Annotated in this window: 18 protein-coding genes; 12 read left to right on the forward strand and 6 right to left on the reverse strand. The window is 66.9% G+C overall.

Features of this window, described 5'->3' with window-relative positions:
- Positions 1-15: 15 nt before the first annotated feature.
- From NET02_RS01755 to NET02_RS01765, 3 genes are all read left to right on the forward strand, one after another.
- Entirely contained in the window at positions 16-300 is a 285-nt protein-coding gene (locus tag NET02_RS01755; RefSeq protein WP_284055648.1) for a hypothetical protein, read from the forward strand.
- 331 nt (positions 301-631) lie between these two features.
- On the forward strand, positions 632-3,310 hold the full coding sequence (locus NET02_RS01760) for a valine--tRNA ligase (RefSeq protein WP_284055649.1): 2,679 nt from the start codon (positions 632-634) through the stop codon (positions 3,308-3,310).
- Positions 3,311-3,360: 50 nt separating this feature from the next.
- A complete protein-coding gene (locus tag NET02_RS01765; protein ID WP_284055650.1) occupies positions 3,361-4,008 on the forward strand; it encodes a DNA-3-methyladenine glycosylase in 648 nt (215 codons plus the stop codon).
- A gap of 45 nt (positions 4,009-4,053) precedes the next feature.
- Here the strand turns inward: NET02_RS01765 and nhaA are convergent, their stop codons facing one another.
- Positions 4,054-5,349, reverse strand: a complete 1,296-nt coding sequence (gene nhaA / locus NET02_RS01770) for a Na+/H+ antiporter NhaA (RefSeq protein WP_284055651.1) — start codon at positions 5,347-5,349, stop codon at positions 4,054-4,056.
- Between the two features lie 283 nt (positions 5,350-5,632).
- Between nhaA and mutL the strand changes: the two genes are divergently transcribed.
- Positions 5,633-7,393 carry a DNA mismatch repair endonuclease MutL gene (gene mutL, locus NET02_RS01775; RefSeq protein WP_284055652.1) on the forward strand — a complete coding sequence of 587 codons (1,761 nt, stop codon included), beginning with the start codon at positions 5,633-5,635 and terminating at the stop codon, positions 7,391-7,393.
- Between the two features lie 41 nt (positions 7,394-7,434).
- Here mutL and NET02_RS01780 read toward each other — a convergent pair whose 3' ends face one another.
- Together NET02_RS01780 and NET02_RS01785 are read right to left on the reverse strand one after the other, a co-directional pair.
- Positions 7,435-8,181, reverse strand: coding sequence for a response regulator (locus NET02_RS01780; protein ID WP_284055653.1), 747 nt, complete (start codon positions 8,179-8,181; stop codon positions 7,435-7,437).
- Positions 8,178-9,266 (reverse strand): sensor histidine kinase, encoded by a 1,089-nt coding sequence (locus NET02_RS01785; protein ID WP_284055654.1) that lies wholly within the window; start codon positions 9,264-9,266, stop codon positions 8,178-8,180. The genes NET02_RS01780 and NET02_RS01785 overlap by 4 nt, the downstream gene beginning before the upstream one ends.
- A gap of 163 nt (positions 9,267-9,429) precedes the next feature.
- On the opposite strand from NET02_RS01785, the gene NET02_RS01790 reads away from it, so the two are divergent.
- Positions 9,430-10,119, forward strand: a complete 690-nt coding sequence (locus tag NET02_RS01790; protein WP_284055655.1) for an AroM family protein — start codon at positions 9,430-9,432, stop codon at positions 10,117-10,119.
- Here the strand turns inward: NET02_RS01790 and dacB are convergent.
- The 3 genes from dacB to NET02_RS01805 form a co-directional block, all read right to left on the reverse strand.
- The gene (gene dacB / locus NET02_RS01795; RefSeq protein WP_284055656.1) at positions 10,082-11,638 is read right to left on the reverse strand and encodes a D-alanyl-D-alanine carboxypeptidase/D-alanyl-D-alanine endopeptidase; all 1,557 of its coding nucleotides are present in this window, start codon (positions 11,636-11,638) and stop codon (positions 10,082-10,084) included. The two genes, NET02_RS01790 and dacB, sit on opposite strands and share 38 nt — an antisense overlap.
- Positions 11,639-11,767: 129 nt before the next feature.
- Complete coding sequence (locus NET02_RS01800) at positions 11,768-12,568, reverse strand: dolichyl-phosphate beta-glucosyltransferase (protein WP_284055657.1); 801 nt, start codon at positions 12,566-12,568, stop codon at positions 11,768-11,770.
- Positions 12,569-12,931: 363 nt separating this feature from the next.
- A complete protein-coding gene (locus tag NET02_RS01805) occupies positions 12,932-13,369 on the reverse strand; it encodes an ester cyclase (RefSeq protein ID WP_284055658.1) in 438 nt (145 codons plus the stop codon).
- A 584-nt stretch (positions 13,370-13,953) separates the two neighbouring features.
- On the opposite strand from NET02_RS01805, the gene cas6 reads away from it, so the two are divergent.
- From cas6 to cas1b, 7 genes are read left to right on the forward strand one after another with little or no spacing between them, the layout of a single operon-like run.
- Positions 13,954-14,721, forward strand: a complete 768-nt coding sequence (gene cas6 / locus NET02_RS01810) for a CRISPR-associated endoribonuclease Cas6 (RefSeq protein ID WP_284055659.1) — start codon at positions 13,954-13,956, stop codon at positions 14,719-14,721.
- On the forward strand, positions 14,718-16,799 hold the full coding sequence (gene cas8b, locus NET02_RS01815) for a type I-B CRISPR-associated protein Cas8b/Csh1 (protein WP_284055660.1): 2,082 nt from the start codon (positions 14,718-14,720) through the stop codon (positions 16,797-16,799). The genes cas6 and cas8b overlap by 4 nt, the downstream gene beginning before the upstream one ends.
- 51 nt (positions 16,800-16,850) lie before the next feature.
- A complete protein-coding gene (gene cas7b, locus NET02_RS01820; protein WP_284055661.1) occupies positions 16,851-17,828 on the forward strand; it encodes a type I-B CRISPR-associated protein Cas7/Csh2 in 978 nt (325 codons plus the stop codon).
- An 8-nt stretch (positions 17,829-17,836) separates the two neighbouring features.
- On the forward strand, positions 17,837-18,562 hold the full coding sequence (gene cas5, locus NET02_RS01825; protein WP_284055662.1) for a CRISPR-associated protein Cas5: 726 nt from the start codon (positions 17,837-17,839) through the stop codon (positions 18,560-18,562).
- Between the two features lie 2 nt (positions 18,563-18,564).
- Positions 18,565-20,955 (forward strand): CRISPR-associated endonuclease Cas3'', encoded by a 2,391-nt coding sequence (locus NET02_RS01830; protein WP_284055663.1) that lies wholly within the window; start codon positions 18,565-18,567, stop codon positions 20,953-20,955.
- Positions 20,931-21,527, forward strand: coding sequence for a CRISPR-associated protein Cas4 (gene cas4 / locus NET02_RS01835; RefSeq protein WP_284055664.1), 597 nt, complete (start codon positions 20,931-20,933; stop codon positions 21,525-21,527). The genes NET02_RS01830 and cas4 overlap by 25 nt, the downstream gene beginning before the upstream one ends.
- Positions 21,524-22,510, forward strand: coding sequence for a type I-B CRISPR-associated endonuclease Cas1b (cas1b, locus tag NET02_RS01840; RefSeq protein WP_284055665.1), 987 nt, complete (start codon positions 21,524-21,526; stop codon positions 22,508-22,510). The genes cas4 and cas1b overlap by 4 nt, the downstream gene beginning before the upstream one ends.
- The last annotated feature ends 142 nt before the right edge of the window (positions 22,511-22,652 follow it).

Raw genomic sequence — 22,652 nt, forward strand, 5'->3', positions numbered from 1 at the left:
GGCGCGGGAGGAGCCATGAGCGAGGAGCGACAGCCACTCGACCCGACCCGCCGGCTGCTGCGGGTCTTCGGGGTCAGCGTGACCAACTATGAGGAGCGCACCGCTCGCCTGCTCGAACGCGCAGCGGACCCCAGCGTCACGCTCGAGGAGCTCGCAGACGTCGTCGCGCAGGCACTGCAGCTCACCGTCGACCTGGACCAGCGCCTGCGCGACATAACCGGACACGTGCTGGAGTGCCAGATGGACACGCTATCCCGTCTGCAGGAGATCATCGCCCGGCGCCGAGCGAGCGGAAGCTGAACCCGGGACACGCTTGTGCCCACCGCGTGGGCTGGAATTGACGGCATTCCGCTCGGCGTGTAGGCTTGATGCGGAACGTGCACGTGCTGGGTGCGACGAGCGAGAGAGCGTCTGCGTGCGCGGATTCATAGTCGACGACAGCAGAGATCCGTTGAATCGCCCGGAGCGATGGGCTGCGCTGCCCGACCTGCCGAGTGGTCAGGTAGTAGGCCCGTAGCCGGGCGACCGTTGCCGTAATCCGGCACAGAGCGGGCGCCCGTCCTCAGATGCGAGGACGGTCTTTTGTCATTCGGCGCTCGTCGCATCTGGCCCGCGCGGTGGAGGGGTATCGATGAGCCAGAGAGCGCGATCGGGAGAGCTGGCACCGACGTATCAGCCCCGCGACGTCGAGTCTCACTGGTACGACTGGTGGGAGTCGAGCGGCTATTTCACGCCCGAGATCGACCACACGAGGAAGCCTTTCGTTATCATCATGCCGCCCCCCAACGTCACTGGTGAGCTGCATATGGGCCACGCGCTATTCGTCGCGGTCGAGGACCTGCTGATCCGGTGGCGGCGCATGCAGGGATATCCCACGTTGTGGCTGCCAGGAGCCGACCACGCTGGCATAGCCGGCCAGTGGGTCGTCGAGCGCGAGCTGCTGGCCGAGGGGCTGACCCGGCATGATCTCGGGCGCGAGAAGTTCCTGGAGCGCGTGTGGGACTGGATGAACCGTTACCGTGGCCGCATCCGGGAGCAGCTCCGGATTCTCGGCGCGTCCTGCGACTGGACTCGCTTCCGCTTCACGATGGACCCCGGCCCCTCCCGCGCCGTTCGGACGGCGTTCAAGCGGCTCTACGATAAGGGGCTCATCTACCGGGGCGAGCGGTTGATCAACTGGTGCCCGCGGTGCATGACCGCACTCTCCGACCTCGAAGTCGACCACGAGGAGATCGACTCGAAGCTCTGGTTTATCCGCTATCCGATCGAGGGTTCGGATCGCTTCATCGAGGTCGCGACGACCCGGCCGGAGACGATGCTCGGTGACACCGGGGTGGCGGTCCATCCCGACGACCGGCGCTACGGGGATCTTGTCGGTAAGACGGCGATCCTGCCGATCCTGGGGCGGCGGCTCGCAATCGTCGCTGATGAGGCGGTGGATCCGGAGTTCGGCACCGGGGCGGTCAAGGTGACCCCGGCTCACGACTTCAACGACTTCGAGATTGCCCAGCGCCACGGCTTGCCGGCGGTCAATATCTTGAATCTCGATGGCACGCTCAACGAGAACGCCGGTCCCTACGCCAGCCTGCCCAACTTCGAGGCGCGCAAGCGGATCGTCGAGCAGCTCGACCGCGAGGGGTATCTGTCGCGGGTCGAGGACCACCGGCACTCGGTCGGACGCTGCCAGCGCTGCGGCACTGTCGTCGAGCCGATCATCAGCAAGCAGTGGTTCGTGAAGATGGAGCCACTGGCCCGGCCGGCCATCGAGGTGGTGAAGAACGGCACCGTGCGCTTCGTGCCCGACCGCTTCACCGGCGTCTACCTGCACTGGATGGAGAACGTCCGCGACTGGTGCATCTCGCGGCAGCTCTGGTGGGGTCACCGGATTCCGGTCTGGTATTGCCGTGACTGCGGCGAGGTGACGGTCACGGACGAGGAGACGCTGGAGCGGTGCGGGCACTGCGGCAGCACGAAGATCGAGCAGGATCCCGACGTGCTCGATACCTGGTTCAGTTCCGGGCTGTGGCCCTTCAGCACGCTGGGCTGGCCGGAAGACACCGAAGATCTCCGGTACTTCTACCCCAGCTCGGTGATGGAGACTGGCTACGACATCCTCTTCTTCTGGGTCGCCCGGATGGTCTTCCTCGGACTCGAGTTCATGGGCGACGTGCCCTTCTATACCGTCTACTTGCACGGTACCGTCCGCGACGAGACCGGGCAGCGCATGAGCAAGACCAAGGGCAACGTGATCGACCCGACCGACGTGACCGAGCAGTACGGCAGCGATGCCCTGCGCTTCACGCTGCTCACCCTCGCCGGGCCGGGGACCGACATGAAGCTGAGCCTGCCGCGGGTGGAGTCGAACCGGAACTTCGCGAACAAGATCTGGAACGCGACCCGTTATACCCTGCGCGCGCTCAACAGTGGACCGCTCGCAACCGCCTCCGATGGCGCGCCGCTGCCACCTGACCGGGAGAGCATGAGCCTGGCCGACCGCTGGGTTCTCAGCCGGCTGCACCGTGTGATCGGCGAGGTGACCGATCTCATGGAGCGCTACCAGTTCCACGAGGCCGGCCGGCAGCTCTACGAGTTCCTCTGGTCGGAGTTCTGCGACTGGTACATTGAAGCGAGCAAGGTGGCCATCGCTGAGGAAGGCGTTGGCGCGCCGGCTGCTCGCCAGACGCTCGCGACCGTGCTGGAGCAGGCGCTGCGGCTGCTGCACCCGTTCATGCCCTTCGTGACCGAGGAGCTGTGGCAGCGGCTGCCGCATGCCGGCGACAGCATTATGGTCGCTCCGTGGCCGGCTGTCGATCCGGCCTGGATCGACGAGGAGGCGGAGCGCGAGTTCGGCTTCCTGATGGAAGCCATCCGGGCAATCCGCAACGCCCGGGCCGAGGTGGGCGTCGAGCCAGCGCGGTGGATCCACGCCACGATCTACCCGGGTTCGCATCGCGTCACCCTAGAGCAGAGCGAGCCGGTCTTCCGCTTCTTGGCGCGGGTGGCCGAAGGTGGCGTGCAGTACCTGGACGAGCTGCTGGAGGCTCCGGAGCAGGTGGTTACACTGGTGGTCGATGATGCCGTGATCTATTTGCCGCTGCGTGGCATGATCGACCTCGATGCTGAACGGGAGCGGCTGCGCCGGGAGATCGATGAGGCGCTGGTCGAGGTCGACCGGGCTCGCCAGCTTCTAACGAACGAGCAGTTCATCACCCGCGCTCCCGCCCATGTGGTGGAACGGCAGCGTGCCCGGCTGGCCGAGGCGGAGGAGCGAGTGAGCTTGCTCCAGGCGCGTCTGGCTGAACTGGGGTGAGTTGAGCCGTGCCCATCGCAGCCAGTGAGACGCGTATAGGCAGCGAGCAGATGGTGACTGCCAGCGAGCCCATCATCTCGCCGGAGCGTGCCCTGGGGCTGGACTGGTATGCGCGGCCGGCCGAGCAGGTTGCGATCGACCTGCTCGGCTGTCTCCTGGTGACTGCGATTGGGGGGCACGTCACAGCGGGTTGGGTCGTGGAGACCGAGGCCTACGGCGGTCCGGAGGATCCGGCGTCGCACGCCTCTTTCCGCCGCCACGGCCTCGTCCGGGCGATGTGGGGCCCGCCGGGGCGCGCCTACGTCTACCGGGCCTATGGGGTGTTCCCCTGCTTCAACGTGGTTACCGGCCAGCCCGGTGAAGCGAGCGCCGTGCTGGTCCGCGCCATCGAGCCGGTCATGGGTATAGAGGAGATGGCCCGGCGGCGCGGCGTGCCTGCCGGCCCGCGCATCGCTGCCGGACCGGGCAAGCTCGGCCGCGCGCTGGGGTTAGCCGTGGAGTACAACGGTCTGGCGTTGGACCGACCGCCGGTCTGGATCCAACCCGGGCGGCTGGTCGAACAGATGGCCTGTGGGCAACGGATCGGCGTGCGCCGGGGCGCCGATCGGCCCTGGCGTTTCGGCATCGCCGGCCACCCGGCTCTCTCGCGCCCCTTTCCCGTCGTCACGCCGCCGTACCCGGCACCTGCGACGCGGTGACTGTCCTGTATGGCTGCCGGCGGGAGACCTAAACCGGCTCGCCGGTCAGCCCTCGACAATCTCTGCGGAAGCCGGGCGGGATGCGACACGGTAGCCCAGGATCCGTAGCACGGCGAACCCGACAGCTCCGGCGACAGCCGAGGCAGCGATGATTCCCACTTTGGCGATATTGAGGCGTTCGGCGTCGGGGAACGCCAGACCGGCGATGAAGATCGACATCGTGAAGCCGATGCCCGCCAACCAGCTCACGCCGTAGACGTGGAGGAGCCCGAGCCCGGTGGGCAGGTCACCGAGTCCTAAGCGGGTGACCAGCCAGGCCGCAAGGGTGATCCCGATCTGCTTGCCCACGATGAGGCCGGCGACGATGCCGAGCGCGATGCGGTCTCCCAGCGTGGAGAGCAGGCCAGCTTCGATCGTGACGCCCGCGTTCGCCAGGGCGAAGATCGGCATGATCCCGAATGCGACCCAGGGATTCAGCGCATGCTCGATCCGCTCCAGCAGCGATCCTCCACCGTGGCCGTCGACGGTTACCTCCTGGGGTTGCTCCTGACGGACCTCCGGGCCGCCGCGGGCGGGAATCGTCATCGCGAGAAGGACGCCGGCTACGGTAGGGTGGACACCCGATTCGAGGAAACTCGCCCACAGGGCCAGCCCGAGCGCGAGGTACACGCTGACCCGGCAAACGCCCAACAGGTTGGCCACAACCAGGGCCGCGAAGACGAGCGCTCCTGCAGCCAGGCTGGCCCACGACAGCGCTCCACTGTAGAAGAGCGCGATCACCAGCACGGCGATCAGGTCGTCGACGATGGCCAGAGCAGCCAGGAAGATCCGAAGTAGCAGGGCGGCCGGGCCGCCCACGAGAGAGAGAACCCCGAGAGCGAAGGCGATATCGGTCGCCATCGGTATGCCCCAGCCGGAGGATCCGGGAGTGCCGGCGTTGAGCAGGGTGTAGATGACGGCTGGTGCGAGCGCGCCACCGACCGCGGCAGCCGCGGGTAATGCGGCACGGCGAGGAGAGGCGAGCTCGCCGAGCAGCAGCTCGCGCTTGATCTCCAGGCCGACCAGGAAGAAGAAGCCGACCATCAGCGCGTCCTTCACCCAGCTCTGCAGCGATTTGGCCAGCTCGAGGTCGCCGAGCCGGATACCCAGCGTGGTCGCCCACAGGCGATGGTAGCTCTCGCTCCAAGGCGAGTTGGCCCAGATGAGCGCGAGCGCGGCGCATCCCAGGAGCACGACCCCGCCGGCCGCCTCGGTCCTGAAGAACTCCAGGAATGGCAGGGAAAGGGTGGCGTTGCCACGCTGGCGCTGCGAGAAGCGCCTGTTGCTTGCTGGCTGAGGCATCGTTAGTCCCTTCCTGTCGTGGGACGGAAACGGGCGCACTCGGGTGTTACCCGTTAAGGGCAACGCTGCCCGTCGCGGAGCTGAAACCGGTCGCTCACCTTCTCACACGACCAGCCCGTCCTGGCTCAGCAGGGTGGGCTGTGACCCGGCGGATCTGCATGCTCTCCCGAGCCTACCAATCGGGTACGCCAGCGGCAAGCGCTCTCGCCAGCGCTAAGGCGCAGACCCGCACGCTGGTCTTCGTCGGGCGCTGCTATACTCGCGCCCAGGAGGCGCAGCGGCGATGGCGATTCAGGTGCTCGACGAGGCGACGATCGGCAAGATCGCGGCCGGCGAGGTCATCGAGCGGCCAGCCTCGGTCGTCAAAGAGCTGGTAGAGAATGCGCTCGATGCCAGTGCCCGCTCAATAGTGGTAGAGATTGCGGCTGGTGGTCGCGAGTGCATCCGGGTGCGCGATGACGGTCTCGGCATCTCCGCCGCGGATCTGCCGCTCGCGATCGAGCGGCATGCCACATCGAAGCTTCGCCGGTTCGAGGATCTGGCCAGCCTGCGCACGTTCGGCTTCCGCGGCGAGGCGCTGGCCAGCATCGCGGCCGTGAGTGACCTCGAGATCATCAGCCGCCCACCTGACGCCGTGCATGGCGTGCGGCTGCGTTCCGTCTTCGGGCGGCGCACCGCCCTCGAGCCGGTCGCCGCGGCGCCGGGAACGGTCGTCACCGTGCGCGACCTGTTCGCCAACGTGCCTGCCAGGCGGAGCTTCCTGCGGCAGGAGAGTACCGAGACGGCGTACATCCAGCGGGTGGTCGGTGCCTGCGCGCTGGCTCACCCGGAAGTGCGCTTCGAGCTCGTGGTCGACGGGCGCACCGTTCTCGCCACCGATGGGAGCGGCAGTCTGGAGAACGTGCTCGTCGGGGTCTTCGGCGCGGAGGCGGCCGCACAGATGGTACCGATTCAGCCGACCGATGACCTCGGGGATCAGGCCAGGCCTCTTCGGCTAGAGGTGCACGGCTGCGTCGGCCTGCCGACTCTCACGCGCAGCAACCGCCTGGGGATGCTCTTCTTCGTCAACCGCCGCTGGATCGAAAGCCGGCCGCTGGGGGTGGCCGTGGAGCAGGCGTACCACACGTTGATCATGGTCGGGCGTTATCCAGTGGCAGTCATCCACCTCGAGCTCCCGCCGGGTTCCGTGGACGTCAATGTCCATCCCACGAAGCGAGAGGTTCGCTTCTCCGACGAGCGCGCGGTGTTCAACGCGGTTCAAGCGGCTGTCCGCCGCACGCTCGCGCAGCATGTCCCGGCGCAGAGCGTGCCTTCGGTCAGCTTCAGCCCGCTTTCCCCGCCGGCAGTACAGCGCCGGCTCGTGCTGGCAGACCCCACCCGCGTCTCGCGGCCGGTCATCAGGGTCGAAGCCGAAGAGAAGCTACATACTGATGCTTCGCCAACCCCATCTTCCAGCGCGAGCGGTGAGCGGCTGCTGCCTGTGCTGCGGGTACTGGGCCAGTTGCACGGCACGTACATCATCGCCGAGGGGCCGGACGGCCTGTATCTGATCGACCAGCATGCTGCCCACGAGCGCGTGCTGCTCGAACAGCTCATGGTGCAGTACGAGCGAGCGGCGGTGGACGCCCAGGTGCTCCTAGAGCCGCTGGTTGTCGAGCTCACTTCGGCCCAGCTCGCCGTGCTCGAGGACTACCAGGAGGAGTTGCGGCAGCTCGGCTTCCAGCTCGAGCCGTTCGGGGGGAGCGCGGTCGCCATCCGAGCTGTTCCGGCAGTGATGCATCGCCGGTCGCCGAACACGACGCTGCTCGCCATTCTGGATGAGCTGGCCAGCGGTGGTCGCGGCACGAGCCGGCTGGAGGCGCTGGCGATCAGCACGGCGTGTCACTCGGCCATCCGGGCGGGCCAGGAGCTAACGTTAGCCGAGATGCGGGAGCTGGTCAGACAGCTCGAGGAGTGCACCGCGCCGCGGGCCTGTGGCCATGGCCGTCCCACGATGCTGCACCTCAGCCAGCAGGAGCTGGAACGGCAGTTCGCCCGGCGCTAGCGCCGGGCGATGCTATCAGAGTACCTCGCCTCGTGGAGGAACTAGCTCCGCCCGTTACGCTCTCGCGAGAGCGTGCCGAGCGTGGAGGTGTCGGAGCCGGACTCGGTCTCCTCGTCCAGGCGGATCCAGCCGTGGCGCAAGGCATAGATGACTGCCTGCGTACGATCGTTGACTGCCAGCTTGCGCAGGATCGAGGTGATGTGATTTTTCACCGTCTGATCGCTGATGTTCAGGAGTTGGGCAATCTCCTTGTTGCTGTGCCCGCGAGCCACGCAGTCCAGGATCTCGATCTCCCGTGGGGTCAGCGGGGAGAAGAAGCCGGTCGAGGAGCGATCCATCCGTGAGAGCTCGCGGAACTGATCGAGCACGCGCGAGGCGACGAACGGCCTGGAGAGGACCATCTCGTTGATCAGGTACTCGCCGCGGGCGACCCGGGTGATGACCTCGATCAGGTCCGATGGCTCGATATCCTTAGTACAGTAGGCCGAAGCTCCCGCCCGGATCGCGTTGAAGAGTTGCTCGTCGTCCTGGTGCATCGTGAGGATGATGACACCGGCCTGGGGCTGGCGCCGCTTCAGCGCCCGGGCCACCTCCAGCCCGTTCATGCCTGGCAGGCTGAGGTCCACGAGAATCACATCGGGCGATCGCTCGTCGGCTAGCCGAATCGCCTCGCCCCCGTCACCTGCCTCGCCCACGATCCGGAAATTAGGCACCTGCTCGAGGCTCCAGCGAATGCCGCTGCGAAACAGCGGGTGATCGTCGACGATGAGGATGTCGATTCGGTTCATCCAACCCGCTCCTTCTCCGCGTGCTCCGCGTGCGGGAGTTCCCGCGCCGCTGCCTGCGACTTTTCCCTTGCCGATCCGAGCGGAACCACCAGCGTTATGGTCGTTCCCTGACCCGGCTCGCTCCGTATCGTCAACTGGGCCCCGATAACCTCTGCGCGCTCCCGCATGCCATGCAGGCCAAAGCCTCCGGCGGAGGTCGAGGCGACAGCGGACGGGCGGAATCCCTGACCATCGTCCTCCACCATGATAACCATTTCGGCAGGACCGACAGAAATCCTTAGCCCGATTCTCCTAGCCCGCGCGTGGCGCTGCACGTTGTGCAGGGCTTCCTGGATAATCCGGAAGATCGCCAATTCTTGCTCCGGCGTCAGTGGCGGGAGCGAGTCCGGCAGATCGAGTTCGATTTGCCCAGGGAAGAGCCGCCGGTACGACTCGATATAGCTGCGCAGCGTGACCAGCAGGCCTTGCTCTTTCAGCATAGTGGGTTGGAGGTCGACGATGAAGCGGCGGGTCTCGCTGAGGCCATCACGCAGCACCTGCTCGATCCGTTCCAGCTCCTCGCGCAGCGAGTCTGGGATTCCCTGGGGGGTTCGGGCCAGGACGCGTGCCGCGAACTGAACACTGAGGATGGCGTTGGCGAGTACCTGAGCGGGGCCATCGTGGATCTCGCGGGCGAGCCTTCGACGCTCATCTTCTTGAGCGCGAATCATCGCTTGGCGGACAGTGAGTCGCTGCGCGGCCTCCAGCCCCGGTAGCGACCCAGCCTCGCCCCATTGCTGCCGGGTAATGCTGAGGAGCTGGAGAAAGTCACTCAATTGCCGGCTCACCGTCGATGCGCGGGTCAGGTTCTCCGTAAGCCGGTCCTCCGTTGTGCGCAAGCGCTGCAGCTCGTCCTCGCCGCCCTCTGGCTGGTCGATCAAAAGCTCCTCGATACGCGTCTGGACGCGCGTTCGTTCGCGCTCGATCTCTTCGAGCAGGGCAGCGGCATGCTGGCGCAGCTCCCCGATCTGAGTCTCGAACGATGAGATCGCATCCTTTATCTTTCGATCGATCTCGTCGAGTCGCTTGGCAGCGTGCTCGCTCACCCGTCACCCCGTTTGCTGCCCGTCAAGGTACTACGGCTAGGAGTCGGTATCCGACTCTACCATGACCTTTCTCCCGCACTGGCAGTCTCATGATACCATGCATTTGTATGCGAGTTGGCAAGCGTAAGGCGAACCTGACAATGCCAGGCTGGGAGAGTTGCACATGGCTACGATCGGCTTCCTCACGATCGGACAATCTCCGCGCCCCGACATCCTCGACTCGATGTTCGGGGCGAGCCCAGCGTGGGCGCGGCAATACGGTGCTCTCGATGAGCTCAACCGTGCCGAGATCGCTGCGCTCGAGCCGGCTGCTGGTGAGCATCCCCTGGTGACCAGGTTGAGATCCGGTGAGGAAGTCACCGTTGCAAAGGAACGGCTCTTACCGTATTTGCACCGTGCGGCCGATGACGCCGTGCGTGCGGGTGCGGCGTTCCTTGTCGTCCTCTGTACCGGGACATTCTCCAACTTGCATGCTCCGGTGCCGATCCTCTACCCGGATCGTATTCTGGTGAACACCGTGAACGCGCTCCTGCCCGAGGGGACGCTCGGTGTCGTGATGCCCCATCCGGGCCAGTACGAGGCTATGCAGCGCAAATGGGCGCTTCCGGGTCGGCGTTTCGTGGGCGCGTCCGCCTCGCCCTATACCGGGCAAGCGGAGCTAGCCAGTATTGCCGGGACGCTTGCCGAAGAGGGGGTCGACCTGATCGTCCTCGATTGCATGGGCTTTACTCGAGCCATGAAGCGGATCATGGCGGAGGCCAGCGGGCGGCCAGTGGTGCTGGCGAACCGGCTCGTGGGGCGCCTGATCGAGGAACTCATCGATGCCGAGATTTCGTCCCCGGTGACGGCCTGAATTCGGCCAACGTCACCGCGACGGCGTCTTCAATGCTCTTCGGTGGCTCTCCCACATAGTTGTTGATCAGTAGTGTAAAGACCAGGCGCTGCCCACCTTCACTCGTCACGTAGCCACTGAGCGTCGAAACTCCGGGCGCAGTCCCGCTCATGGCGCGCAGGTTGCCCTGCGCGGCGGTGAACCGCAAGCGCGTGCTCAGCGTTCCCCCCTCCATGCGGTCGGGTGGTCCGGCTACCGGCAACGCTTCATAGAATGCGGGAAACCAATCCTCGCGCTGAACGGCGAACAGCAACCACGTGAGCTCGCCAGCGGTCTGCAGGTTGAGCCGCGAGACTCCCGAACCGTCGCGCAGGCGGAGCGTGGCCACGTTGACGCCGACTGAGGCGAGGTACTGCTCAACAACCTCGAGCCCGGCTTCCCAGCTCCCCTCGCCGCGTCGCTCGCGGCCCATCGTCTTCACCAGGATCTCGGCGATCCCGTTGTTTCCGAGCTTCAAAAAGGGAATGACGATATCGGCGAGCCGCGGTGATTCGAGCTGCGCCAGCACACGAGCACCGGCGGGCGTCGGACCGAAGCTCGTTTCTCCCTGGACAGCGATACCCTGGCGAGCCAGCGCATCGCGGAAGATGGCGGTCGCGTAGCCGGTGGGCTCGCGAACTGCGACCCACTCTGCGGTACCGTCGCTATCCTGGGGAAGGCGGCCGCTGACCACGATGACATTCGTCCCCCGGCGTCGCTCGACAGCAATGCTCTCCTGGGTTCCGCCTGGCGCAGTGATGGCTCGGTTCTCGACGGTGACGTAGCCCGTCTGCGGCACGAGAGCGACATCGACCGGAGCCCCGGGCTCGGCGCCAGGCCGTACTTCCACGATCACCGTGCCGATGTCGAGGTCCTGGCCGGGGGCGACCGTCAGCGCGGAGATCTCGACAGCGTTCGATGAGCTACCGTCTGTCCAGGACCAGTCGGGATGCAGGCGTTCGTCGTCGAACCAGGTGTCGTCAGCGATCAACTTTCCCTCGACCGAACGGATGCCGTGACCGGCCAGCACCGCGGCGAGCTCCTCGTAGCGTCGCGGAAGCATCGTAGGGTCACCGGTACCCTTCAAGTAGAGGTTGCCGGCCAAAATCTCGCCCCGCTGCTCTCCGTCGGTCAGCACGGTCGTCTGGAAGCGGTAGTCCGGACCGAGGATCTCCAGCGCCGCGGCGGCGACCAGGAGCTTTTGAGTCGAGCCCGGAACCAGACGAGCTTCGTCTCCCCTCGCGTAGAGCACCTCCCCGGTCTCGGCGTCGCGCACCGTGATCCCGATCTGCGCTCCGGCCAACCGCGAACTACGGAGGATGCGGTCCAGGCACTCCGAAAGCGCGTCGCCTTCTTGCGCGGGGTCGACCCGCGTCGACTGCCACGCGCCTCGTTCCAGATCGAACTCGCCGGGCGCTGCCATCGCGGTGCCCGGCGTAACCAGGAGCATGATCGCGAGCAAGAGCGGTAGGACCAGCCGGTCGCGTTCGCTGATCGCCATGCCGTCCTCCTCCACTGACCCCCAACATGCCTCCGGGACGGCTCTCACCATTCGGGTGAACCGGTTTTCATCGCTGGAAAAGGTGCTGGGAACCAAACGCTCGCCGAGCTCGGGCAGCCCGTGCCCGTTCTATCGATCGTAGCGGCCACGCAGGCTGTTCAGTCGCACCATGACGACGTCGCGCAGCATGATGAGCGCGTCGATGCCCGGGCGCACTTTGCTGCCCTCGACGTGGCGCCAGACGACCGGGAGCACGGCCAGTCGATATCCGCGACGGCGCGCCAGGTAGAGGATCTCGACGTCGAAGCCGGTCACCAGCGGCCCGCGCACCGGTCGAGCTCCATTGTGGTAGAGCCGCGAGCGACTGAAGAGATCACGCGCCACGTCGGCCCGGAAACCTTTGAAACCGCACTGCGTATCCTGAACACCGGGCAGCGCCAGGAGCTGGACGATCCGGTTGAAGACGCGCCCCATCAAGTGACGGTGCAGTGGTTCTCCGATCCGGCGTGCCTCGGCTCCCTCGCGCGACCCGATCACGATATCCCATCCGTCATGGAGCAGCGCGCTGGCAGGCTCGAGGTACTCGATCGGAGTGGAGAGGTCGGCGTCAGTGAAGATGACGATGCGGCCTCGAGATGCGAGGATCGCTTCCCGAACAGCCACGGCTTTACCCTGGTGCGGCAGGCGGAGATGGCGCACGCGCCCCTCGCGACGGCTCCAGTCGGCCGCGATGAGCGGTGTCCGATCTTCGCTGCCATCGTCAGCGATAATTACTTCCCACGAGTACGGCTGTGATGAGAGATAGGTAACGACGGTTTCCAGAGTGGCAGGTAGTCGAGCCTCCTCGTTGTACGCCGGGATGACCAGGCTGAGTTCGACTGCCGCCGCTCGCTGCGGGTCCAGGCCCGACTGTGGAGACCGGGAGAACACCGTGCCCTCCGCCGTGCCGCTCGGCTGCCCTGCCGTACGATTGTAGCAGCGGCTACGACTCTCGTATCCCGCCGAGCTGCGTCTCTGTCCCACACGCTCGCCAGGGACATCGTAACCGGTTACGAAGCGAGGGATGAGTCGCGCCGGGGCGAACAGCCTCGCCCCGGCGCTTGCTCGGTCGCGCGCATGCAAGACGGCGTGCTGGTTCGAGCCGCGAGGCTTCAGCGGGTTGGTGTCGAGCGCGAGAGGGCGCGCTCAGCAGGGAGATCGGAGACCAACTTCAGCGGCCACACAAGCGGAACATCGAGCTCGATGCTGGACGACCTCCACCGGATTCAGCCCCCTCCCCTGCTGACTGGGCAGCTACGATCGGCTCCCGGCGGGGCTCGGGATAGCACCGATTTGCTGGAGCAGACCGAGCTCATCCCATTCGCTCCATCGCTCCACGATCTTTCCGCCCTCGACACGGGCTATGTGTATCTCGGTGAAGCGGACGCGCCGGCCGCTAGCTGGTATGCCCATCATCTCGCCCTGGTGAGTGGCGTGCACGGTTATGCGATCTGCGACCACATCGCCCTCGGCGATCATCTCCTCGAACGTGACGCGCATGTCGGGGAAGGCGGCGCGAAACATCGGAAGCACCTGCTTGAGGCCGGCCATGTCCGAAGGCAACCCGGGACCGTGGTGGACGACTGACGGCGAAACGACCTCGTCGAAGAGATCGACGTTTCCTGTGCGCCAGTACTCTTTCAGAAGCTCGTAGAAGCGACGAATGACCGCCTTGCTCTCCTCCGCTGGCATGGTGTACTCCTTTCTGTGCCTGGCGATTCGATCATCGCGCGGTCGGGCTGCCGGATGACCGTTGCCCGCGGTGACGGAATGGCCACATGCCTCGTGGCCAGGTCGGAGACGCGTGCCCACCGCCATCTGGGCTGTGACTCTCGATCGCCGGCTTGCGCCTAACCTCCGCGAGTGCCCAGCCTGTGCAGCGTACCGCGTGCATCGGGTTCGGCCCCAGCGTCGACCACCGTCTTCAGGCTAGCGAGTCATCGTCAAAACAACGTGAAAGCGGGCATGTGCCGCCAGAGTGCGAGCGGCGTGCCTGCCACTCGCCGCGAGCGGCTACATGGCCTGCTGGGCACCACTCACCCAGATGGCGTCCGGCTTCTGCTTTTCGAGCACGGGCCGAGACTGGGGAACCCCTGTCTTCCCGTCGACGGGCTAGGCTGTGATCGCGGGGTATCCGGGCGGGCTGCCCAGTGCGGGTCACAGGCCGTCTTGCGCCTGCCGGGAGCCGATTTATACTCAGGCAGTGTGACCATCGAGCGTGGAGCATCAGGTTCGGTGCCGTACCGCTGCGGCACCGATCGTGGAGGGTGCATCCCATGCGGCTCGAGATTCGCCTGGAACCGGTCGAAGTCGGGACGCTGCCGCCGAACTATCGAGAGGCGCTGCAAGCGGTGATCTACCGCAACCTGCCGTCGCCCCTGGCGGACGCCCTGCACGATGGCCGCTACTGGGAAGGGCGACGGCCCGTGAAGCCGTTCGTCTTCTCCCAGCTCAGCGGCTCGATCACCTACCAGCGAGCTGACGGCTTCAGCGTCGGTGGGCCAGTCTGGTTTCGCTTCGCGTCACCTGCGGCGGATCTCGTGCAGGCGCTGGCCGAAGGCCTGCTGCGTAACGGAGCGACCCAGATCGCGACGCTGCGGTTTGCCGTGCAAGAGGTTGCTGCGCTGTCTGACCCTCCACTTAAACCGCCGCTCGTAGTACGCACGCTCTCCCCCATCACCGTCTACCGCACCGTCGAGCAGGACGGGCGTCGGCGGACGCAGTACTACAACCCGCTCGCCCGCGAGTTCGCGGAGCTCGTCTCCGCCAACCTTGCGCGCAAGGCGGAGATCCTTCGTCTGCCCTGCTCAGAGCCGATCCAGATCCGCCCGCTCGGGATCGGGCCGCGGAACCGTCGTCTGGAGCAGTACAAGGGCACCTGGATCGAAGCCTGGGCAGGAAGTTTCCGGCTGGAGGGGCCCGAGCCGATGCTCTGGCTCGCGCTCCATGCCGGGCTAGGCGCCAAGAACAGCCAGGGCTTCGGCTTCGTCGACGTCGAACCCCAGCGCGAGTCACGACACACGCACGAGGAGAAGCAGCGATGATCCAGAGCATCCGCGCGCTCGGCCAGTCTGTCCGACGGGCACTGCCGGACGACCCAGCGGAGGTCGTGGAGCAACTTGCCCTGGCCTCCGACGACGAGGAGCCCGGCGACGGTGTGGAGCAGCAGCGCTACCTGGCCGTCCTCGACGTCTACCCCGCTCAGCGCCTGCTCCGCCACGTGCTCGTCGAGGCGTCGAGCGCCGCGTTGCGACGGTTCCTCTATCTCAACCTGATGAAGTCAGAACCGGGTGGGGACGTGCGGGACGTCACCGTGCGCGACTTGCGGCACCTGCTCGGGCTGGTGTTCGTCGGCCTCGCTCACGGCCTTCTCCTAGGCGAGCGCGCCGGCGTTCCGGCTCGGCTAGCCGAGCTCGAACCCGTCCTCACTCCTATGAAGCCAGCACTCCGTGACTTCGGGCAGGGGACTGACCGGCGAGCGCGCTTCCTGCTCGACCTAGACGGCTTCCGACTGGAGCCACCGCCGGCAGTCGCGACCACCGAGTACCTCACGTCCGACGCGGCCGGCAGGCTCAGCGTCTCCTGGCAGGCACTCGAGCGCCTCGAGCCGAAGAAGCGCTCGGACGCGCTCGCGCGGTCGCTGCGCTCGCTCCTCTCCTGGGGCCGCGACGTCGCCTACTTCACGCTGGCGCTCGACGGTCGCCCGCTGGCGGAAGAACCGGCGTATCGCCGCTACGTGTTTTGGTACCTCGTGGAGCGTCCCTTCGCTGAGGCAACGCTGGGTCACTGCCACCTCTGCGCTCGAGAGCGCCCGGTGACCAGCGACTTCCGCCGCTTCCGCATCAAGACTTATATCATCGACAAGACCAGTTTCGCCTCCGGGCTCGTCCAGGCCGGCTTCACCCGCTGCTACGTGGTCTGCCAGGACTGCTACCTCGACCTGCTGCTCGGCGACCGGCTGCTGGAACAGCAGCTCGAGACGAGGTTGCTTCAGACGCCGGTGTTCGTCATCCCTGAGTTCGCGGTCGACGCCCCGATGAACTACGAGGCGGTCGTCCGACGGCTTGCCCTCGTGCGACAGGAAGCGACGGAACTCGATAGGTTGCGGGAGCTGCGCCGCGCGCCCGAAGACCTGGCGCGCGCCGGCCGCGAGCGCTCCCAGCTCTACGCCTACCTCACCCTGCTCTTCCACGAGAAGCAGAACATGGCGGTCAAAGTCCGCGAGGTGGTGGCGGAGGTGCCGCCCTCGCGCGTCCAGGCGGTGATCGTCGCCATGAACCGGCTCAACGATATCGCGCAGCGCGAAGAGTGGGCGAGGCCCTTTGCACATGAGCGAGATGGCTGGATCGGTGGATTGCGCGACCTGCTGTACGTCCTCCCGCTCCGCCGCCAGCGCGGCGCTCCCGAAGTCCGCCCGGCCCTCACGCTCGTGCGCCAGCTCCTCCAGCAGGAGCCGGTCGACGAGCGCAGCCTCGTGGCGAGCTTCCTGGAAGCAGCGCGCGCGATCGCGAGCCAGCACGTCGGCTACTGGCTCGTGCCCGAGCGCTGGGGAAGACAGACGGCGTCCCAGCGAGAGGTGGACGCGGCCTTGAGACAGTTCCTGAACCGGACGCTCGCTCTTCGACTGTTGTTGGCGGATCTCGGCTGTGTCACGAGAGGGGGTGTGGCCGTGGATCACCAGATACCCGAACCGTATCGCAGTGCCGTGGAAGGACTCCAACTCAACGCCCAAGAGCGGGCCCTCTTCCTGCTGGGCGTCCTGCTGGGCCGGGTGGCCCATCGGCAGTTCGTGGACTCGGACGGCGGCACTAAACCGGTGCTGGAGAAGCTCAACTACAGTGGCATGTCGCTACCGCGAGTCCTCACCTTCGCCACCGAGCTCTTCGACAAGATGCGCCAGTACCGGCTCCTAACGGAGCACAACCCGGCCGAGAACGAGCTCCTGTACTCGATCGCCAGCCTCCTGCTGGCCGCCGAGCGAACGAAGTGGAGGTTGACCGATCAGGAGAACGTCTACTATCTGCTCACCGGATACGCATACGAGACCGGGCGGATCATCCAGCGCGGCGGGCAACGGGATGCCACGGCGGCCGACTCGAGACCTCAACCGGCTGCCTCGTGAGATGTGCGAGTGAACGAGCACGGATCGGCTGGAGAGATGGGAGGTAGTGTCATGGACGACGGCGTCATCCGAAACGCAGACATCGTGTTCCTGTACGATGCCAAGCTCACTAACCCGAACGGCGACCCGGACGACGAGAACCGGCCGCGGATGGATCCGTTCACGCGACGCGCTCTGGTGAGCGATGTGCGGCTGAAGCGTTACCTGCGCGACTACTGGATCGGGCAAGGGCTCGACGTGTGGGTGCGCACGCGCGAGGACGGGACTCGGCTGGACGCCTCCACCCGGCTAGAAGACCTGCGCCAGGCGTATGCGCAGGAAACCGGGCAACAGGCCGGGCGCCGTACCCGCGACGAGGCCGGGTTCCGCGACTGGTTCCTCGATCGCCTGATCGACGTGCGGCTGTTCGGAGCGACGCTCCCGATCAAAGCCGAGGACGGCGGCCGTGGTCTCTCCGAGCAGTACACGGGGCCGGTGCAGTTCGCCTGGGGCTACTCGCTCCACGAAGTCGAGCTCAACCCGTCGAACAGCATCACCTCGACCTTCGCTGGCCGCGGTGGCGAGAAGGGCGAATACGGCACGATCGGCAAGGACTGGCGGCTCTTGTACGCGCTGATCGGCTTCTGGGGGCACGTGGCTTCCCAGCGGGCCCGCCACACGCGCATGACGCCAGCGGACCTAACTACCCTCGAACAGGGGCTACTGCGCTGCTTGACCAGCGAGGCGACGACGCGCAGCAAGGTGGGGCAGACGCCGCGGCTGTACGTCAGGGTCGACTGGCGCGACCACTCGCCGCCCTTCGGCGACCCCCGGGACGGGTTGAAGCTGCTCCCAGTCAGCGAAGAGCTCCCGGTCGAGCGGTGGCGCAGCATCGAAGAGTACGTGCTCGATCTCCAGCCGCTGGTCGACCGTCTGATGCGCTATCGCGACCAGATCGCCGGTATCCGGTACTGGCGGCACGACGAGCTGAACGTCCGCGGCGAGGAACTGCTGCGCGCGCTCGATGGCTTCTCGATGGTACGCGCGTGAGGTCGGCCATGGAGCAGGTCGTCCGGTTCACCCTGCGGGGGAAGTTCGCGCACTTCCGCCGCTTCTACACGAACTCGTCGTCGCTCACCTACCCGATCCCGCCGCCGACCGTCATCCGGGGGATCGTCGGGGCTGCTTTGGGCCTCTCCCGTGCCGAATACCCGGCTGTGCTGGCTGACCTCCGCGTGGCCGTGCGGCCGAGGGGGCAGGCGCGCACGGTCTTTCAGGGCATCAACGCGCTGAAAGTGGTCAACAGTACCGACCGCGAGCTGCGTGGCCTAGAACCGCGGACACAGATTCCGACCCAGTTCCTGCTGCCTCGCACTCTAGACGACGCCTTGGGGTTCGAGGTCGTGCTCCTGCCGGGTCGGCAGGCAAGTGCCGGAGAGCTGGCTGCCGGGCTCCGCGCTCCGGTCTATCCGCCGACGCTCGGGACCGCGTACTGTCTCGGCTGGATCGAGGACGTCCAGGTGATCGACGCTCGCTACCACGAGCAGGGTACTGAGGAGAGGGCACTGTACTGCGGCGCGCTCTACGCGGACGCGGTTGCCGCGCTGAGCGTGGTCGACGGTCAACGGCTCTCCCGCGACCGTTACCCGATCAGGCTGAGCGCGGAGCGCCGGCTCGAAGCCGCGCGCGACTTGCTCGTCGAGCTGAGCGGGACGCCGATCGCTTGTCAGTATCGCGGCGCCTGGCTGGAACTGGGAGAGGAGCGTTGGGGGCTGATCGGGTAAGGATGGCGGTCGAAGGCTGGTTGGCGCACGAAGGTGAGCTGCTGGTCGACCACCTCCGGGGGGTCGGGGCGCTCGCGCGTCGGTTCGCTCCTTTAGCCCTAGCGGACGCGGCGGAGCTGGCGGGGCGCGTCCATGACCTCGGCAAGGCGACCCCCTTCTTCCAGGCGCGACTTCGGGGCCAGGACGGAGGCGGGGCCGAGGCGAACCATGCCTACCTCGGGGCCCTCTACGGGGCGTGGGTGGCCGAGGCGCGCGACTGGGACGCGCTGGCCGTCTTCGTCGCGGTCGCGCGGCACCACGGCCCCCTCCGCACGCCACGCGAGCTCTTGCCCCACCCGAGCGATATCGACCCGCCGGACTTCCCGTCGGTCGAGCGGTTCGGTTTGCGCCGCACCTTGCGTGCCTTGCCGGCCCAGTTGTCGGCCGCGCGGGAGAGCTGGCCAGCGCTGTGCCGGGCACTCGCGCTGCCGGATCCGGCCTCGTTCCTCGACGGGGAGGTGTGGGACACGCTGCGGCACCTGGCTCAGGAGGCGCTCGACCTGAGCTACCTGGGGGAATACGATGGCCTCGACCCGGCCGCGCGCCAGCGGTATTGGGAGACCAACATCCTCTTCTCGGCCCTTATCGACGCGGACAAGAAGCTGGCTGCCCGCTACCAGGAGCCTCCCCGGCGCGCGCTCGCGCCCGACCTCGTGGATCGGTTCGTCCTGGGCCTGCCGCAGGATAGCCCGCTGGCCAGCTTTCGCCAGGCGCTCTACCGCGCGGTCGACGACCGGATCCGCAGCGAGCCCCTCAGCCGGCTCTATCCCGCGCTGCTGACGCTCACCGCGCCGACCGGCGCTGGGAAGACGCTCGCCGTCCTCAACGCCGCACTCAAGCTGCGCGGGCGGGTCGAGCGAGAGCTCGGCGTGAGCCCGCGCATCGTCTACGCGCTGCCGTTCATCAACTTGGTCGAGCAGACGGCCGAGGTCGTGCGCGACGTCTTGACGGGCGCGGGGATCGACCCGGCGGACGTGATGGTGGCCCACCACCACCTCGCGCCGCTCGCATCACCCGCGAGCGCCGCCCCGCCGTCGAGCGCGTCGTCCAGCCTCCCAGTGGCCCTAGGCGAGGAAGACCTGGACGTCGACGAGGCGCTGCTCCTGGTCGAATCGTGGGACGCCGAGATCGTGCTCACGACGTTCGTCCAGGTCTTCCACACGCTCATCGGTTACCAGAACCGGATGCTCAAGAAGCTCCACACCCTCGCACAGGGAGCCATCCTCGTCCTGGACGAGGTGCAGGCCCTCGACGCTCGCTACTGGCCGCTCGTCCGCGCTGTCCTCGACGACCTGCCGCAGTGGGGTGTGACGGTCGTCCTGATGACGGCCACTCAGCCGGCGCTCGTCGACCGCGAGCGGGCGCTCGAGCTGGCGCCGGAGCTGCACGGCTACCCGCCCCGCGTCGTCCTGACGCCCGCCGAGCCGCGGACGGTGGCTGAGCTGAGCGAAGCCGTGGCGGCGGAGGCCGGGCAGAGCCAGCTCATCGTGGTCAACAGCGTGCGGCTGTCGCTCGAGCTCTTCGATGCGCTGCGACGCCTGGGGTTGCCGCACCTGTTCTACCTCTCCACCAACGTCACGCCCCGAGACCGGAAGGCTCGGCTCGAACAGATCAGGGAGCTCCTGGATCGCGGAGCGCCGGTCGTGCTCGTGGCCACCCAGGTGGTCGAAGCCGGGGTCGACGTGGACTTCGACTCCGGATGGCGGGAGTGGGGCCCGCTGGAAGCCCTCGTGCAAGTCGCCGGGCGGATCAACCGCAACGCGCTCGAGGCCACAGGGCCGCGCCCTCTCCGTATCGTCGGACTCGACGAGGGGCAGGGGCACCTGGTCTACGGCCGCGTCTTGCTGGACGCGGCTCGAGAAGTCCTCCGCCAGCCGCTCGTCGACCGGGAGGTCGAGCGGATCCTGGAGGCGTACTTCGGCACGATCGAGCAGCGCGTCGCCCAGGAGCGGGCCCAGCGCCTCCTGGGGGCTTTCCCGCGGCTCGACTACGACCGTGACGGCGTCGACTGCCGGCGCGGCAGCAGCCTGCCCATCCGGTGCTTCCAGTTGATCGAGGAGCCACCGACGCTAAGCATCTTCGTCGAGCAGGACGAGCAGGCGACCGCGGTGCTCGAGTCCTTCCGCGCGGCGTACCGCTTGCCCGACCCGAACGAGCGGCGTCTCGCGCTGCGTCGCCTGCGGCCGTCCGTCGAACTGTACACGGTCACGCCGCTCTTGCGTCGTGCCCTGGGCAACTTGCCACGACCGCTCTTCCACGACCGCGAAGACCCGCGGCTCGTCAGGAGGGAGGAACTGGAATCGTTCTACGACGCGCAGACGGGGTTCAAATGGGAGATCAGCCAGTTCCTGTAAGTGGCACGCTGATCTGGTACGTCGCGATCTGCCGGCGGCAGGCCTGGCTCATGGGGCATGCGATCGAGCCGTACCGCGATCACGAGCTGCTGGCGCTGGGGCGCCTGCTCCAAGAGACGGCGTACCAGCGGCAGCGCAGAGAGCTCAGTCTGCCGGGCATGAAGGTCGACTTGATCACTCCGCGTGAGGGCGACGCCCTGCTCGTCGGTGAGGTCAAGCGTTCGCCGCGGATGCAACACGCCCAGCGGCTCCAGCTCGGCTACTACCTGCTGCGCCTGCGCGAGGCGGGCGTGGCGGCGCGTGGCGAGCTTCGCTATCCCGAACAGCGGATCGTCGAGCCCGTCGAGCTGACCCCAGAGCTCGAGTCGGCGGTGCAAGCCGCGGTCAGCGAGGTGGAGTCACTGCTGAGGTTGCCGGTTCCCCCGCCGGCAGTGCCCATTCCGGCCTGCGCCAACTGCGCGTACTACGAGTTCTGCTGGGTAGACGAGCCAGCGGACGGAGAAGCGGGGTCGGGTCAGCAACGACGGTCTCGGCGGCGAGACAGGCGAGAGGGCGGATCGGAGGGCGCGTGAAACCCGTGTATCTGTTCTCCTCGGGCACGCTCGGACGGAGCCAGAACACGATCGTGCTCGAGACCGAGTCCGGCAAACGCTACGTGCCGGTCGAACAAGTGTCCGAGCTGTACTGCTTCAGCGAGGTCGACCTGAACAAGCGGTTTCTGGAGTTCCTCACCGCGCACGGCATCCTGCTGCACGTCTTCAACCGGTACGGCTTCTACGCGGGCACCTATTACCCGCGCGAGCACCTCATGAGCGGGTACCTCGTCCTGCGCCAGGCCGAGCACTACCTGGACGTCGAGCGGCGGCTCGCCCTCGCGCGCGCCTTCGTCCACGGGTCGCTGCGCAACCTGCGGAGCGTCTTGAGGTACTACCGCCGGCGCGGTGTTCCAGTGGAGGGGCCGCTCACCGAAATCGAGCGCCTAGCAGCCGGGATCGATCTGGCCACCAGCCCGGCCGGGCTGATGGCGATCGAGGGCAACGCGCGCGAGGCGTACTACGCGGCATGGCCGGCGATCATGGAGGCGGAGTTCCCGTTCGGCCCGCGCAGCCGGCGTCCGCCGCGCGACGAGACCAACGCGCTGATCAGCTTCGGCAACTCGCTGCTCTACACGGCGGTTCTCGGCCAGATCTACCAGACTCACCTCGACCCTCGCATCGGCTACTTGCACGAGACGAACTTTCGCCGGCATACGCTGAACCTCGACGTCGCCGAGGTGTTCAAGCCGGTCTTGGTCGACCGGCTGATCTTCCGTCTGGTCAACCGGGGACAACTACAGCGCCGCCACTTCGTCACCGGAGCTGAGGGCGTCTTCCTCGACGACGATGGGCGCCGGCTGTTCGTCGAGGAGTGGGAAAAGACGCTGCAGGAGACCTACCGTCACCCCGTGCTCAAGCGCTCCGTGTCGTACCGCACGACGATCCGCCTGGAGCTATACAAGATCGAGAAGCACCTGCTGGGCGACCGGCCCTACTCGCCGTTCGTGCTCCGCAGCTAGTCGGCGCGGAGACCCGCTACGGCCTAGATGCCGGCATCAGTCCTCCCGTGGGGAGCGGTCGACCGCTGGCCGAGCGAGCGGTCGACGACTGTGACCCCGAAGCGACGCGTGCCGGGCGCGGCGGCCCGCGCGGACGGCACAG

The organism is Thermalbibacter longus (assembly GCF_023806485.1).
GTDB lineage: Bacteria > Chloroflexota > Chloroflexia > Thermomicrobiales > Thermomicrobiaceae > Thermalbibacter > Thermalbibacter longus.

What these genes read in the sequence shown, in the direction of transcription:
- NET02_RS01780 (WP_284055653.1), bottom strand. Translation starts at nt 8,181, where the DNA reads ATGAACCGAATCGACATCCTCATCGTCGACGATCACCCGCTGTTTCGC.
- NET02_RS01805 (WP_284055658.1), bottom strand. Translation starts at nt 13,369, where the DNA reads ATGCCAGCGGAGGAGAGCAAGGCGGTCATTCGTCGCTTCTACGAGCTT.
- cas4 (WP_284055664.1), top strand. Translation starts at nt 20,931, where the DNA reads ATGGGAGATCAGCCAGTTCCTGTAAGTGGCACGCTGATCTGGTACGTC.
- mutL (WP_284055652.1), top strand. Translation starts at nt 5,633, where the DNA reads ATGGCGATTCAGGTGCTCGACGAGGCGACGATCGGCAAGATCGCGGCC.
- cas8b (WP_284055660.1), top strand. Translation starts at nt 14,718, where the DNA reads ATGATCCAGAGCATCCGCGCGCTCGGCCAGTCTGTCCGACGGGCACTG.
- NET02_RS01830 (WP_284055663.1), top strand. Translation starts at nt 18,565, where the DNA reads ATGGCGGTCGAAGGCTGGTTGGCGCACGAAGGTGAGCTGCTGGTCGAC.
- NET02_RS01755 (WP_284055648.1), top strand. Translation starts at nt 16, where the DNA reads ATGAGCGAGGAGCGACAGCCACTCGACCCGACCCGCCGGCTGCTGCGG.
- dacB (WP_284055656.1), bottom strand. Translation starts at nt 11,638, where the DNA reads ATGGCGATCAGCGAACGCGACCGGCTGGTCCTACCGCTCTTGCTCGCG.
- cas6 (WP_284055659.1), top strand. Translation starts at nt 13,954, where the DNA reads ATGCGGCTCGAGATTCGCCTGGAACCGGTCGAAGTCGGGACGCTGCCG.
- NET02_RS01760 (WP_284055649.1), top strand. Translation starts at nt 632, where the DNA reads ATGAGCCAGAGAGCGCGATCGGGAGAGCTGGCACCGACGTATCAGCCC.
- NET02_RS01790 (WP_284055655.1), top strand. Translation starts at nt 9,430, where the DNA reads ATGGCTACGATCGGCTTCCTCACGATCGGACAATCTCCGCGCCCCGAC.
- cas7b (WP_284055661.1), top strand. Translation starts at nt 16,851, where the DNA reads ATGGACGACGGCGTCATCCGAAACGCAGACATCGTGTTCCTGTACGAT.
- cas5 (WP_284055662.1), top strand. Translation starts at nt 17,837, where the DNA reads ATGGAGCAGGTCGTCCGGTTCACCCTGCGGGGGAAGTTCGCGCACTTC.
- NET02_RS01765 (WP_284055650.1), top strand. Translation starts at nt 3,361, where the DNA reads ATGGTGACTGCCAGCGAGCCCATCATCTCGCCGGAGCGTGCCCTGGGG.
- nhaA (WP_284055651.1), bottom strand. Translation starts at nt 5,349, where the DNA reads ATGCCTCAGCCAGCAAGCAACAGGCGCTTCTCGCAGCGCCAGCGTGGC.